Here is a 13295-nt window from a genome sequence, read left to right on the forward strand (position 1 = left end):
CGTGCCCCGGGGGCGGCTCATGTCAGCGCTGCAACAGGCTGAGCACGTTCTGCGGTACCTGGTTGGCCTGGGCCAGCATGGCCGTACCGGCCTGCTGCAGGATCTGGGTGCGGGTCAGTTCTGCGGTTTCCTTGGCGAAGTCGGTATCGCGGATGCGGCTGCGCGAGGCCGACAGGTTCTCCGAGGAGGTCTGCAGGTTGGCCACCACCGAGGTGAAGCGGTTCTGGATTGCACCGAGATCGGCGCGGACGCTGTTGACCGACTCCAAGGCCTTGTCGACCATGCCCAAGGCCTTCTGCGCACCGACGTAGTCGGAAACGTCTAGATCCTTGACAAAGCTCGACGTAGCGGTTGCAGCGACAGAGCTGGGAGTGGCCTTGGTGGAGTTGGCGAAGTTCAGCTGGGTAGCCCCATCGATTACCAGATCACGATCAGCCTGGACCGAGGTCAGCTTGAGACGGTAGGTATCGGGAGCCGGTGAGACGCCAGCAGTGGTCACGACCTCTGCATACACGCCAGCCTCGCCGATCTTGCTGTTGATCTGTGCAGCGGCGGATGCAGCGAACTCGGAGGTCGTCTTGCCGCTGATCGTGCCGATGGCCACACCGTTGATGGTGACGCCGCTCAGATCGGTGATGGTCGCAATGTCAGCAGTGCTGGCAACCGGGGCGGCGAACTTGCTGTTACCTAGCGCATCAGCCTTAGCATCCACCACGCTGTTGATCGCAATGGCCTGGCCTGCATTGGCGCCGACCTGGAACAGCTGACTGGTGAACGAGCCGTCCAGCAGCTTGGTGCCGTTGAAGTCGCTCTGCTTGGCGACGCGATCAATTTCGCTGACCAGCTGGGTCACTTCGGCCTGCAGGGCCTTGCGGTCGCTGCTGGAGTTGGTGGCGTTGGAGGCCTGCACGGCCAATTCGCGGATGCGCTGCAGGTTGTTGCCGACTTCGCTCAGCGAGCCTTCGGCGACCTGGGCCAGCGAGATGCCGTCGTTGGCGTTGCGGATGGCCACGTCCAGGCCGCGGATCTGGGTGCTGAAGCGCTCCGAGATCGCCAGGCCGGCGGCGTCGTCCTTCGCGCTGTTGATGCGCAGGCCGGACGAGAGGCGCTGGATGGTGGTGGCCAGCGAGTTGCCGCTGGTGCTCAGGTTGCGCTGAGCGTTGAGCGACATCGTATTGGTGTTGATTACCTGTGCCATGGGGTCGTCTCCTCTTATATGGAACCCGTTGGTGAATGAAACGAAGCGCCGCCTGTTTTTTTGTGTGGCTGTGTGCTTCGTTGTTGCCAAATGAATAACGGCGCTTTGTCAACAACCTTTAGCCGTGAATTCCGCTGAAGCCGTAATTCATTGCCGGAGGCTGTTTTTCCGGGGTTTTCCAGCCCTGGAGGGGCGTGAAGGCGACCCCGGAAGGGGCGGCTGGGCAAGCCCGGCCAGCGCTGATGAAGGTATCGGCGGGGGCCAGCCGGGCTTGATGGGCAATCACGGAAAATCCGCGGAAGGTGGGTCGACGCGCCCGGCGGCAACGGGCCCCAGAAACGAAAAAGGCCGCGATGCAGGGCATCGCGGCCTTTGAGGGCTGAGGTGGGAGAGCTGTCAGCCGATCTTGTTGAACAACGACATCGACTGCATCTGCGAGAAGATCGTCTGTGCCGCCTGCAGCGCGGTGCTCTGCAGCTGGTACTGGCTCAGGGCATCGGCGTAGTCCAGGTCGCGCATCTGCGACAGCGTGGTCTTCAACGTCACGCTGTTGGCTTCGCGCATGTCGGCGGCATTGTCCAGGGCTTTCAGCTGCGCACCGCCGGCCGCACGTGAGTCGATCATCCGCTCCGACGCCCGTGCCACGTCACGCAAGGCGCTCTGCAATTCGTTCTGCTGTGCGCTCATCTTTGCGGTGGTGCCGGTGTCGGCGTCAAGCGCGGTGATCAGCTTGTCCATGGTGTCGAAGATGTCGCGGCTGCTCGCCGGCTTCACGTTGAAGCTGTCGCCTGCGGCGGGCGCACCGGTGATCTGCAGGCGTACGCCGTTCACTTCCAGATCATCACCGGCCTTGTACGTGCCGGTGCCGGTCACATTGCCGGCACCATCCAGCACTTCGTACTGGTTGGCGGCGGTGAAGCGGACGCTGAAGCTCTGGCCGTTCCAGCTGTCGCTGCCATCGCGGGTGATGTTGGTCAGTACGCCATTGCCGGTGTTGCCGGCGGCGGCACCGCCATCGACGAAGCCATCGCCGGTGGGGATGCGCATGAAGATCTCGCTGCCGGGCAGGGCATCGCGGACGTAGGTATCGGGCCCAACCTCGATCTGGCGCTGGGTCTGGTCACCGCGGTAGACCACCTTGCCGTTGATCTTGGCGAACGGAGGATCACCATCGTTGGTGCCGCCGAACACATAGCGACCGGTGCCGTCCTCGGCGTTGGCCAGCGACAGCAGGCCGTCGCGGATCTGGTTCAGCTCGGTGATCAGCGTCTTCTTGTCGGCCGCGCTCAACGCGGGGTTGCTGGCCTGGATGGTCAGGTCGTTGACCCGCCCCATCAGGTCGTTGACCTGTGCCAGGGTGTTTTCCTGCACACCCAGCCGGTTCTGCACGTTGCCGGCGTTGAGCTTCATGCGGTCCAGTGCGGCCAGGCTGCGGTCCAGTCCGACCGCAGCGCCGGCGCCGACCGGATCGTCCTTGGCGGTGACGATCTTGCTGCCGGTGGCGATCTGCTGCTCCAGGTGGCTGAGCTTGGCCTGCTTGGCCATCATCAGCGACACCGACTGGTTGTACATCATGCTGGTGGAGATGCGGCTGCTCATCGGCGGACGGCTCCCAGGATGGTCTGGAACATGCTGTCGGCGGTGGAGATCAGCTGCGAGGCCGCCTGATAGGCCTGCTGCAGGCGCAGCATGTCAGCGGCTTCCTCGTCCAGGTTGACGCCGGACACTTCATCGCGCGCTTCCTGCGCCTTGTCGTTGATCACCAGCTGGGCGTCCAGCGAGTACTCGGCCGAACGGGCCGCGGCGCCCACCTGGGTGGTGAGGCCGCCCAGCGCGCCGTTCAGCGTCACCGTGCCGGCGTTGAACGCCTTGGCGCTTTCAACCTTTGCCAGCTTGGCGGCATTGCTGTTGTCAGAGGACCCGGCCGGGGTCGGGGTGATGTTGAAGGTGTCGCCGACCTTCGGCGCACCATCCAGCACGAAGCTCCAACCGTTGGCACTGATGGTCTGGCCGGGGGTGTAGGTCTGCGGCGGGCCACCGTCGATGGTATAGGTGGTGGCCGAGGTGAACACAATGGCCGCCGGATTGCGCAGGTTGGCGTTGCTCGCGTCGGTCACGGTCACGCCGCTCAGCTTGCCGGTACCGGTGTTGGCGGTCGCGGCCGCACCCTTGACCGCCGCCGCGGCGGCAATACGCGACGGATCGGTGATGGCCATCTCCATGCTGCCGGCCACGCCTGCGGTGGGCTGCAGCAGGAAGCGGTCATTGGCCGATGGCGTGCCGCCGACCACCAGCTTGACGCCGTTGATCATCAGCGGGTCGGCAGCGGTGCCCGAACCGGTCAGCGGCACGCTGGCGCCGGTGTCGGCCCGGCTGGCCTTCCAGTTGGTGCCATCGAACTGCAGCACCACGTTCTGCGCGTCCAGCTTGCCCAGGTCGCCATAGGTCGCGCTGAGGCTGGCAGTGCCGGTATTGCTGTTGTTGGCGGTGACGCGCGGGTTGCCGATGTTGAAGAAATCGCCGCCCATCTTGCCGTACAGGTCAACACCCTGGTGGTGGGCCTGGTTGAAGGTCTCGGCCAGGCCCACGGCCAGCTTGCCCAGTTCGGCCTGGGCCGGGGTCAGCACGGTGTCGCGGAACTCCATCAGGCCGCCGATCTGGCCGCCGACCGCCTTCGGGTCGAGCCGGATCGTATTACCCTGGGTTTCCAGGGCCAGCTGCAGCCGTTCGGGCTGGTAAGGGTCGGCCACGGTGGTGACCTTGGTCGCCGTGGTGCCCACAACCAGCGCGTTGCCGCCGGCGGTGTAGACATTCATGATGCCGCCGTCCTGGATCACCGCCGTGCCACCGGTGTAGCCGATCAGCTGGGTGATCAGCTGGTCACGGCGATCGAGCAGGTCGGGTGCAGCCGTGGCGATGTTGGTGCCGATGGCGCCGTTGATCTGCGCGATCTCCTGCGCAAGCCGGTTGATCTCGGTGGCACCGGCCAGCAGGCCGTTGTTGACCTCGCTGTTGAGGTTGTTCAGGTGGGTATTGAGCTGCACGAAGCGGTTGGCCAGGGCCTTGCCGCCGTCGAGCATGTTCTGGCGATCGGCGGTGCCGGAGGCATTGGAGGACAGGCCGCTGACCGAATCGAAGAAGTTCGACCAGACGCCGGAGACGTTGGTGGCAGGATCGGAGACCAGCGCGTTGACGCGGTCGGCCATGCTGGAAAGCTGCTTCAGGCGCGCCAGTTCACCGCTGCTGTCGAGCAGCCGCGAGATCGCCAGCTGGTCGGCGGTGCGGCGTATGTCGGTGATACGGGTGCCGTTGCCGACCGTGCCATAGCCGTAGTTCTGCGGATCGGCGGTGGCGAAGTTGACCTTCTGCCGGCTGTAACCGGGTGTATTGAGGTTGGCCACGTTGTGGCTGGTGGTCGCCAACGCACGCTGGAAGGCGAGCAGGGCACCGGTACCGGTGGAAAGTACGCTGGACATGGGGTTCCTCAACGACGAGTGATACCCAGCGCCGCGGTTGCGGTGCTGGCGAAGGTCTGGCCAATGCGCGAGCCGGCATCGGCGACGGCACTGACGGCGCGCTCGATGGTCGGTCCGCCGGCGATCGCGGCGATCTTGGCCGCATAGCGCGGATCGGTGGCATAGCCGGCGCGCTGCAGGCCGCGGGCGAAGCCCTGCACGTCGGTGCCGGCCTGCAGGGCCTGCTGGTAACGCGGGCTGGTCTTCAGCAGGCGCACGTAGTCGGCGAAGCTCTCGGCCGGCGAACTGTAGGCGCGGAAGCTGGCGGTCTCGTTGCGGCGCACGCCATCGACATATTCATGGGTGCCGGCCGTGGCGCGCTGGCCGTTCCAGCCATTGGCCTTGATGCCGAACAGGTTGTGCGAGGTGCTGCCGTCGGCATGCTTGATGTGGCGCTTGCCCCAGCCGGTTTCCAGCGCCGCCTGGGCGACCAGGGCGCGGGCATCCACGCCCAGCTCCTTGGCTGCGCTCTGTGCGTGCTGCCAGATGCTTGCAACGAAACCTTCCGGGGTGTGTTCGCCCAGCTGGGCGACGGCGGTGCGCGTGGCCATCGCATCGGCTGGGCTGATGGCCGTGCCGCGGTTGCTGGCGGTAGCCGACCACTGATCGCTGCTGGCGGCCCAGTCCTCGCCCTGCAGGCTGCCGATGTACGGATCCTCGGTGCCCAGCGAGCGGTGCATGCTGCTGCTCTCACGGCCGGCGATCAGGTCCAAGGCCTGCTCCATCGGCGCGACAGCCGCCTGTGCACCCTGCTGTGCGCCGGCGGCCATCTGCTGCAGCAGGCGCACCGCTTGGCTGCCATCTTCCAATGGCAGCGACGGCGCCGGCTTGGCCGGTGCATTGAGCTGGTAAGCACGGCTGGCCTTGGCCGGGTCCACGCGGGTATCCAGCGCCGGACCCTCGGCGGCCTGCCCGGACAGCTGCCGGCTGATCATGCCCGACAGGCCCAGGCCCTTGCCGCGGGTCATCGCCTCGGCAATCTTCTGGTCGTACATCTCACGGAACATCTTGTTTTCGCCGGGGAACAGCGAGTCGCCGAAGCTGGCGTCACGCATGCTCTTGACCAGCATCTGCGCGAACTGGCCTTCCAGCTGTCGCGCGACCTTGTCGATCTTGGCCGGATCGTTCTGTTGCGCCGGGTGCAGATCGAATGCGGGATTGATGCGCATATCAGATCACCTCGAGCTCGGCACTCAGGGCGCCGGCCTGCTTCAGGGCTTCCAGGATCGCGATGAGATCGCCCGGTGCCGCGCCTACCGCGTTCACCGCGTGCACGATCTCGTCCAGGGTGGTGCCGCCACTGAACTTGAACATGCGGCTGCCGTCGTTGGTGGCAGTGATGGTCGACTGCGGGCTGGCCACGGTGCGGCCGCCGGACAGCGCATTGGGCTGGCTGACGTTGGTGTTTTCCTGGATGGTCACGGTCAGCGAACCATGCGAGATCGCAGCTGGTCCCACGCGTACCTGCTGGCCGATGACCACGGTGCCGGTGCGCGAATTGACCACCACCTTGGCCGGGGCGCTGCCCGGGGTCAGTTCCAGGTTCTCGATGCGCGCCAGCAGGCCGATGCGTGCGCCCGGATCGGTCGGTGCGGTGACGGCGACGGTCACGCCGTCGACCGCACGCGCTGCGCCTTCGCCGAAGGCGTTGTTGAGCGCGGCGACCATGCGCGAGACCGTGGTGAAGTCGTTGTTGTGCAGGTTCAGGGTGATGTCGCCGCCGTTGGCCAGCGGATCGGGCAGGGCGCGTTCAACCGTGGCGCCGTTGGGAATGCGCCCGACGCTGGGCACGTTCACCGAGACACGGGAACCATCCTTGCCCTGCGCACCAAAGCCGCCGACGATCAGGTTGCCCTGGGCGATCGCGTAGATCTGGCCGTCGGCACCGCGCAGCGGCGCCATCAGCAGCGAACCGCCGCGCAGCGAGACTGCATTGCCGATCGAGGACACGGTGATGTCGATCGGCTGGCCGGGCTTGGCGAACGGCGGCAGTTCGGCGTGGATCGCCACGGCGGCCACGTTCTTCAGCTGCGGGTTGACGTTCGGCGGTACGTTGACGCCCAGCTCGCCGAGCAGGTTCTTCAGGCTCTGCACGGTGAAGGGAGCCTGGCTGGTGCGGTCGCCGCTGCCATCCAGGCCGACCACCAGGCCATAGCCCACCAGCGCGTTGCCGCGAACGCCGCCGACCTGGGCCAGGTCCTTGATGCGCTCGGCACTGGCGGGCGCCGTCACGGCCAGCAGCATCAGCGCGGCGAACGACGCCACGCGGCGCTGCCAGGAGGAAATGAAAAAGAGTTTCATGGCCATACTCAGAACGGCGTCAGGCCGGAGTTGAAGAAGCGGCTCAGCCAGCCCATCGCGTTGGACTGCGCGACCGGGCCGCGGCCGCCGTAGACGATGCGGGCCTCGGCCACGCGGCTGGACGGAATGGTGTTGTCCTGGCTGATGTCGCCTGGGCGGACGATGCCCTGCACCTGCACCAGTTCATCACCCTGGTTCAGCCGCAGGTTCTTCTGTCCCTGTACCACCAGGTTGCCGTTGGGCAGGCGTTGGACCACGGTGACCGTGACGCTGCCCTGCAGGCGGTTGCTCTGCGCGCTGTTGCCCTTGCCGGTGAAGTCACGCGCGCCCTTGGCCGTGGCACTCAGGATGTCCTTGCCGCCGAGGGTGACCGGCGCGCCGAGAATGGACGGCGTGCCCAGGCTCAGGTTCGATTCCTTGTTGGTTGCGGTATTCGCACTGGTCTGCGCGGTGGTGTTTTCCAGCAGGGTGATGGTCAGCAGGTCGCCAACATCGCGTGCGCGGCGGTCCGAATACAGCTGCAGGGTCGGGCCGGCGGCATAGATGGCACCCGCGGTCGGCTGTGCCTGCGGCGGCATGATCGGCTGGATCGGTGCCATCGTCGGGTAGGGACGCACGTCGCCGGCGATCACGCAGCCACCGAGCAGGGCGGCCACGGCGCAGGCGAGGGCAGTGCGGGCGAAGTTGGAAATGGGCGACATGGCAGTTTCCCGGTTTGGCCGGTCAGAGCTTGTTGTTGAGGTAGCCGAGCATCGAATCGGTGGTGGAGATCGCCTTGGCGTTCATTTCGTAGGCGCGCTGGGTTTCGATCATCGACACCAGCTCTTCCACCACGTTGACGTTGCTGCCTTCCAGCGCGCCCTGCACCACGGTGCCGAGGCCGTTGAGCCCGGGGTTGCCGTTCTGTGCCGGACCGGAAGCGGTGGTCTCCAGGAACAGGTTCTCGCCGCGAGCCTGCAGGCCAGCCGGATTGACGAAGTCGGTCAGGGTCAGCGCGCCCACTTCCACCGACGCCGCACCGTCGGCCATCTTCACGCTGATGGTGCCGTCGGTACCGATGGTCACCGACTGCGCGCCTTCGGGAATCTGGATGCCCGGCTGCACCGGGTAGCCGCTGTTGGTGACCAGCTCGCTGTCCTGGTTGATCTTGAACGAGCCATCACGGGTGTAGGCCGAGCTGCCATCAGGCATCTGAACCTCGAAGAAGCCGCGGCCATTGACCATAACGTCCAGGGCGCGGCCGGTCTGCTGCTGGCCGCCCTGTTCAAAATTCTTGGCGGTGGCAACCACGCGCACGCCGGTACCCAACTGCAGGCCGGTCGGCAGCTGCGTCTGCGCCGACGAGGAGCCGCCGGGCTGGCGCACCTGCTGGTACAGCAGGTCTTCAAAACTGGCACGGTCCTGCTTGAAGCCGGTGGTGTTGGTGTTGGCGAGGTTGTTGGAAACCACCGACATGCGCATCTGCTGCGCATCCAGTCCGGTTTTCGCGATCCACAATGCCTGGTTCATCTTCGGTGTCCTGTCTGGTGAAGCCGGCCGCGTGGTGCGGCCCTTGAATGCGGGTGTGCAAGTGGTGTGCCAGCGCCTGCATCAGCCGGCGCCGGAATTCCGTCAGCTGCCGAGGCGCAGCATGCTGTTGGCGCTGCGAGCGTTTTCGTCGCCGTGCTTGATCACCTGCACCTGCATTTCGTACTGGCGCTGCAGCTGGATCATCTGCACCAGCGCACCAGCGGCATCCACGTTGCTGCCTTCCAGCTGGCCGCTGTGCACGGCCGTGCCCTGTGCCGGTGCGAACGGCTGCAGTGGGTCGGTGTTGCGGAACAGGCCATCCAGGCCACGCTCCAGGCGTTCATCCGGTGCCTGCACCACTTTGATGCGGCCGATCTGCGCCATGGTCTGCGGACCTTCGCCCTGCGGGATGATCGAGAGCGTACCGTCGGCACCGATCTCCATCGCCTGGTAGGGCGGAATGGCGATCGGGTTGTTGTTGTCATCCAGTACCGGACGGCCGCTGGAGGTCACCAGCTGGCCGTTCGGCGTCACCGACAGCGCCGCGCCGCGCGTGTACGCCTCGCTGCCGTCACTGGACTGCACGGCCAGCCAGGTGCCGGTCTGCAGGGACAGATCCAGCGGCTTGCCGGTGATGTGCTGCGAGCCGGGCGTGCGGTTGAACCCGGCGTCGACATGCAGCGCATCCACCCGCGAGGCAAAGCCCGGGCCACGGATCGGGAAGGCTTCAGTGTTGGCCAGCGCTTCCTTGAAGCCGGGGGTGTCGGAGTTGGCGAGGTTGTGGCTGAGCGTGCCCTGCGCCTGCAGGGAGGCGCGGGCACCGGTCATCGCCACGTAAAGGGCTTTATCCATGCGGGGAGTTCCGTGACAAGGTCAGCGCGTCATCAACGGATGTTGATGACGGTCTGGGTGATCTGATCCTGGGTGGTGATCATCTGCGCGTTGGCTTGGAAGTTGCGCTGCGCGGTGATCATGTTGACCAGCTGCTCGGTGAGGTCGACGGTGGACGCTTCCAGCGAGCCGGCCTGGATCTTGCCGAGGTTGGAGGTATCCGGCATGCCGGTGCGCGGCGTGCCCGAACTGAAGGTGTCCACCCACAGGTTGTTGCCCTTCGATTCCAGGCCCTGCGGATTGTTGAAGGTGGTCAGCGCGACCTGGCCCAGCGGCTTGTCTGCACCGTTGGAGTAACGCGCATAGACCACGCCGGTTTCCGACACGGTGATCTCGTTGAGCTTGCCGGCGGCGTAGCCGTCCTGCTGGGTGTTGCGCAGGGCGAACTTCTCGCCGTACTGGGTCGAGCCGCTCACATCCAGCGTCATGTTCAGCACGCCCGCACCGGTGGTCGGGGTGAAGGTGCCGAGGCTGACCTTGCCGTTGGCTGGCGCGGTGAGCTTGCCGCTGTTGTCGAAGGTGACCGGGGTCGGCGCGCCGGCCGGCTGGCCATCCACGTAGTTGCGCACAGTCCACTCGTTCGGGTTGGCACCCTTCACGAAGTACGAGACCTGGATGTGGCTGACGCCCAGCGAGTCGTACACGGTGATGCCGCCGCTGGAGTGGTTGTAGCTGTTCGAGTCGGTCGGGTCGAACGTGGTGACCGTCGGCTGCTTGGCGTTGGCCGGCAGGGTGAAACCGACCTTCACTTCGCTGGTCTGCTTCGGCGGGCTGTCGGTGGTCAGCAGCTGCAGGTCGACCATGCGGCCGGCATCGAAGTTGGTGCCGTCCGCATTCGGCGCGAACACCTGCAGGCGTGCGCCCTGCGGGTTGACCACGTAACCGGACGGATCGGTCTGGAAGTTGCCGGCGCGCGAGTACACGCGGCTGCCGTTCATGTTCATGGTGAAGAAGCCTTCACCGGAAATGGCCATGTCCAGGCTGCGGCCGGTCTGTTCGTTGTGGCCCTGCTTGAACTGCTGGGCGACGTTGGAGACGCGGACGCCCGAACCGACCGCGTTCTTCGACAGGCCGTAGCCGGTGGCCGAGAACAGGTCGGCGAACTCGGCGCGCGATTCCTTGAAGCCGGTGGTGTTGACGTTGGCGACGTTGTTGGCAGTAACGCTCAGGTCGGAATTGGCGGCATTGATGCCGGACAGCGAGACATTGAATCCCATGGGATGCTCCTGATAAGTACGGGGTGTGCGGCTCAGCTGACGCGGAGCACGTAGTCGATCGGGGCCGTGCCCAGGCCCTTGAGGTTCAGGTACAGGCCGTCGGAACCGACGGTCACGCTCTCCACCGGTGCCTGTACGTAGGTGGACAGCTTGGTGCTCTTGCCGGCGGTGTCGACGTGGTTGGCGACGACCGAGTACTTGCCCGGTTCCATGCGCTTGCCGTTGGCGTCCTTGCCGTCCCACTGGAAGGCGGTTTCGCCGGCGGCCTTGGCTTCAACGCTCAGCGAAGTGACCTTGGTGCCGTTGGCATCGGTGATGTCCACGGTGATGATGCCGGCCGAGGGTGCGGCCACCGTGCCCTCGACGTTGCCTTCCTTTTCCAGCACCAGCTTTTCCGATGGCACCAGTACCTGGTGGCCGACCAGCGCAGCGCCACGCAACACCTGGTCGCTGGCCATCGACTCCTGGAAGCCCTTCACCGTCTTGTTCAGATCGGTGATGCCCTGCACGGTGGACATCTGCGCCATCTGCGCGACCATCTGCGTGTTGTCCATCGGCTTCAGCGGATCCTGGTGCTGCAGCTGCTCGGTCATCAGGCGCAGGAAATCGGCCTGGTCCAGCGTGTTCTTCTTCTTGGTGGCGTTGCTGTTCGGAGCGTTCAGGCCCAGCGCGGAATAGACGTCCTGGCTGGTCTGGTTGTTGACGGCGGTGGTCATGGCGGTGTCCGGTGCTGCGGGCCTCAGCGGCCCATGGTCAGGGTGGCCAGGGCCAGTTCCTTGGCGGTGGTCAGCATCTCCACGCCGGCCTGGTAATTGCGCGAGGTCGAGATCAGGTTGACCATCTGCGCCACCGGATCGACGTCGGGCTGGTAGATGTAGCCATCGCCATCGGCCAGCGGGTGGCCTGGTTCATAGCGCTTGATCGGCGCGGCCTCGCTCTGGGTGATTTCCTTGACCTTCACTGACGTGATGTTCGGATCGTTCTTGCTGGTCACGGCCTGGAAGATCGGCTCCAGCGGCTTGTACACGGCGTCGGCGGAACCGGCGACGGTGTCGGCGTTGGAGAGGTTGGAGGCGATGGTGCTCATGCGCACCGACTGCGCCTGCAGCGCGGAGCCGGCGATATCGAAGATCGGCAGGTTGCTCATGGCTTATTGCCCCGTGATCGCGGTCAGCATGGAACGCACCTTGCTCTCGACGAAGCTGAGCGAAGCGCGGTATTCGAGTGCGGCGCGGCCATAGGCGGCACGCTCGGCATCGGGATCGACGGTGTTGCCGTCCAGGCTGGGCTGCACGCCGTCGCGCGCGATCTGGAACGGGTTCAAGCCACTACTGATTTCGTAGTGCTGCTCGTTGGTGGTGGTCATCAGGCCGTTGGCATCCTGCCCCTGGGCATGGCGCAGGGCGGCATCGAAGTCCAGGTCCTGGGCCTTGTAGCCGGGAGTGTCGGCATTGCCGAGGTTGCTGGCGATCAGCTTCATCCGCTGTTCGCGCAACGGCATGGCCTGGGCGTGGACGCCCAGGTAGTCGGTAATCAGGTTGCGCACGGTGCACTCCCACAGGAACGTTGCCCGGGAAGCTGCAAGGGGTGTGCCAAAGCACGGTGCGTCTTGGTAGAGCCGAGCCATGCTCGGCTGCATTTCGTTCAGGCGCCGCACAAGCCGAGCATGGGCCCGGCTCTACAGGACAGGGCCCTACGCCGCCATCGCGACCTTGCGCAGGCGGTCCAGCACGAAGTCGGCCAGTTCGTGGGGCGAGTACTTGGCGACGAAGGCGTTGGCGCCGACGCGCTCGACCATCGCATTGTTGAATACGCCCGACAGCGAGGTGTGCAGCAGCACGTACAGGCCGGCCAGGCCCGGATGGCGCCGGATTTCCGTCGTCAGCGTATAGCCGTCCATGGCCGGCATCTCGATGTCCGAGATGACCATGGCGTAGCGCTCGGCCGGGTTCTCGCCGGAGGCATGGATCTGCAGCAGGTGGTCCAGTGCCTGCTTGCCATCGGAAAGCAGGGTGGCGCCCACCCCCAGCTGGTCCAGCACGCTGCGGATCTGTTGGCGGGCTACGCGCGAGTCGTCCACCACCAGCACCTGCAGCTGCGGGCCGTCGGCCGGCATTGCCATGGCCGGGTCCAGTACTGCTTCACCGCGTACCTGGGCGATGTCGGCCAGCACGCTTTCCACGTCGATCACCTGGATCAGCTCGCCCTGGAAGCGGGTCACCGCGGTCAGGTAGCTCGATTCGGCGCCCAGTTCCGGCGGCGGGTGGATGTCTTCCACCGCGATGTTGACGATGCGCTCCACGCCGCTGACCAGGAAGCCCTGGATCGAACGGTTGAATTCGGTGACGACCAGATAGCCGGGCGAGGTGTCCGCATCGGGCTCGCGCTCGGGATGGCCGATCGCCAGCCCGAGGTCCAGCACCGGCACCGAACGGCCGCGCACGTCGGCCACGCCGGAGAACTGGCTGGGCAGCCCGGGCACCTGGAACAGCTCCGGGCGCCGCAGGACTTCCTGCACCTTGAAGACATTGACGCCAAAAAGCTGACGTCCGCCGAGACGGAACAGCAGCAGCGCCAGGCGATTGTGGCCGGCCAGACGGGTCCGCTGGTCGATCCGGTTGAGCAGGTCATGGGACATGGCTGCTGTATCGGCGTGGCAGGGGG

13 protein-coding genes are annotated in these 13295 nt (G+C 65.7%); all 13 read right to left on the reverse strand.

The window, feature by feature from the left end; genetic code table 11:
• Nucleotides 1-22 precede the first annotated feature (22 nt).
• The 13 genes from ACW5IY_RS10685 to ACW5IY_RS10745 all read right to left on the reverse strand — a co-directional run bounded on the left by ACW5IY_RS10685 (nucleotide 23) and on the right by ACW5IY_RS10745 (nucleotide 13269).
• Nucleotides 23-1198 (reverse strand): flagellin, encoded by a 1176-nt coding sequence (locus ACW5IY_RS10685; protein ID WP_049436364.1) that lies wholly within the window; start codon nucleotides 1196-1198, stop codon nucleotides 23-25.
• Nucleotides 1199-1594: 396 nt separating this feature from the next.
• The gene (gene flgL / locus ACW5IY_RS10690) at nucleotides 1595-2797 is read right to left on the reverse strand and encodes a flagellar hook-associated protein FlgL (protein WP_049436365.1); all 1203 of its coding nucleotides are present in this window, start codon (nucleotides 2795-2797) and stop codon (nucleotides 1595-1597) included.
• Nucleotides 2794-4674: a flagellar hook-associated protein FlgK gene (gene flgK, locus ACW5IY_RS10695; RefSeq protein ID WP_049436366.1), complete on the reverse strand. Its 1881-nt coding sequence runs from the start codon at nucleotides 4672-4674 to the stop codon at nucleotides 2794-2796. Before flgK ends, flgL begins: the two co-directional genes overlap by 4 nt.
• 8 nt (nucleotides 4675-4682) lie before the next feature.
• A complete protein-coding gene (gene flgJ / locus ACW5IY_RS10700) occupies nucleotides 4683-5882 on the reverse strand; it encodes a flagellar assembly peptidoglycan hydrolase FlgJ (RefSeq protein ID WP_049436367.1) in 1200 nt (399 codons plus the stop codon).
• Between the two features lies 1 nt (nucleotide 5883).
• Nucleotides 5884-7020, reverse strand: coding sequence for a flagellar basal body P-ring protein FlgI (locus ACW5IY_RS10705; protein ID WP_152906236.1), 1137 nt, complete (start codon nucleotides 7018-7020; stop codon nucleotides 5884-5886).
• Nucleotides 7021-7022: 2 nt separating this feature from the next.
• The gene (flgH, locus tag ACW5IY_RS10710) at nucleotides 7023-7715 is read right to left on the reverse strand and encodes a flagellar basal body L-ring protein FlgH (protein ID WP_010485899.1); all 693 of its coding nucleotides are present in this window, start codon (nucleotides 7713-7715) and stop codon (nucleotides 7023-7025) included.
• 22 nt (nucleotides 7716-7737) lie between these two features.
• Nucleotides 7738-8523 carry a flagellar basal-body rod protein FlgG gene (flgG, locus tag ACW5IY_RS10715; protein ID WP_005409571.1) on the reverse strand — a complete coding sequence of 262 codons (786 nt, stop codon included), beginning with the start codon at nucleotides 8521-8523 and terminating at the stop codon, nucleotides 7738-7740.
• Between the two features lie 102 nt (nucleotides 8524-8625).
• Nucleotides 8626-9375, reverse strand: coding sequence for a flagellar basal body rod protein FlgF (locus tag ACW5IY_RS10720; RefSeq protein ID WP_032127377.1), 750 nt, complete (start codon nucleotides 9373-9375; stop codon nucleotides 8626-8628).
• Nucleotides 9376-9407: 32 nt separating this feature from the next.
• Nucleotides 9408-10631, reverse strand: coding sequence for a flagellar hook protein FlgE (gene flgE, locus ACW5IY_RS10725; protein ID WP_049436368.1), 1224 nt, complete (start codon nucleotides 10629-10631; stop codon nucleotides 9408-9410).
• A 32-nt stretch (nucleotides 10632-10663) separates the two neighbouring features.
• Nucleotides 10664-11347, reverse strand: coding sequence for a flagellar hook assembly protein FlgD (locus ACW5IY_RS10730; RefSeq protein ID WP_049436369.1), 684 nt, complete (start codon nucleotides 11345-11347; stop codon nucleotides 10664-10666).
• 23 nt (nucleotides 11348-11370) lie between these two features.
• Nucleotides 11371-11778 carry a flagellar basal body rod protein FlgC gene (gene flgC / locus ACW5IY_RS10735; RefSeq protein WP_010485892.1) on the reverse strand — a complete coding sequence of 136 codons (408 nt, stop codon included), beginning with the start codon at nucleotides 11776-11778 and terminating at the stop codon, nucleotides 11371-11373.
• Nucleotides 11779-11781: 3 nt separating this feature from the next.
• Nucleotides 11782-12177, reverse strand: a complete 396-nt coding sequence (gene flgB / locus ACW5IY_RS10740; protein WP_010485889.1) for a flagellar basal body rod protein FlgB — start codon at nucleotides 12175-12177, stop codon at nucleotides 11782-11784.
• Nucleotides 12178-12324: 147 nt separating this feature from the next.
• Nucleotides 12325-13269 carry a chemotaxis protein gene (locus ACW5IY_RS10745; protein WP_049436370.1) on the reverse strand — a complete coding sequence of 315 codons (945 nt, stop codon included), beginning with the start codon at nucleotides 13267-13269 and terminating at the stop codon, nucleotides 12325-12327.
• Nucleotides 13270-13295: the final 26 nt, after the last annotated feature.

Source organism: Stenotrophomonas sp. C-A (assembly GCF_054030835.1).

Coding starts and splice junctions, on each gene's coding strand:
- ACW5IY_RS10705 (WP_152906236.1), bottom strand. CDS start 7,020: ATGGCCATGAAACTCTTTTTCATTTCCTCCTGGCAGCGCCGCGTGGCG.
- flgK (WP_049436366.1), bottom strand. CDS start 4,674: ATGTCCAGCGTACTTTCCACCGGTACCGGTGCCCTGCTCGCCTTCCAG.
- flgL (WP_049436365.1), bottom strand. CDS start 2,797: ATGAGCAGCCGCATCTCCACCAGCATGATGTACAACCAGTCGGTGTCG.
- flgG (WP_005409571.1), bottom strand. CDS start 8,523: ATGAACCAGGCATTGTGGATCGCGAAAACCGGACTGGATGCGCAGCAG.
- flgC (WP_010485892.1), bottom strand. CDS start 11,778: ATGAGCAACCTGCCGATCTTCGATATCGCCGGCTCCGCGCTGCAGGCG.
- flgJ (WP_049436367.1), bottom strand. CDS start 5,882: ATGCGCATCAATCCCGCATTCGATCTGCACCCGGCGCAACAGAACGAT.
- ACW5IY_RS10685 (WP_049436364.1), bottom strand. CDS start 1,198: ATGGCACAGGTAATCAACACCAATACGATGTCGCTCAACGCTCAGCGC.
- flgH (WP_010485899.1), bottom strand. CDS start 7,715: ATGTCGCCCATTTCCAACTTCGCCCGCACTGCCCTCGCCTGCGCCGTG.
- flgE (WP_049436368.1), bottom strand. CDS start 10,631: ATGGGATTCAATGTCTCGCTGTCCGGCATCAATGCCGCCAATTCCGAC.
- ACW5IY_RS10730 (WP_049436369.1), bottom strand. CDS start 11,347: ATGACCACCGCCGTCAACAACCAGACCAGCCAGGACGTCTATTCCGCG.
- ACW5IY_RS10720 (WP_032127377.1), bottom strand. CDS start 9,375: ATGGATAAAGCCCTTTACGTGGCGATGACCGGTGCCCGCGCCTCCCTG.
- ACW5IY_RS10745 (WP_049436370.1), bottom strand. CDS start 13,269: ATGTCCCATGACCTGCTCAACCGGATCGACCAGCGGACCCGTCTGGCC.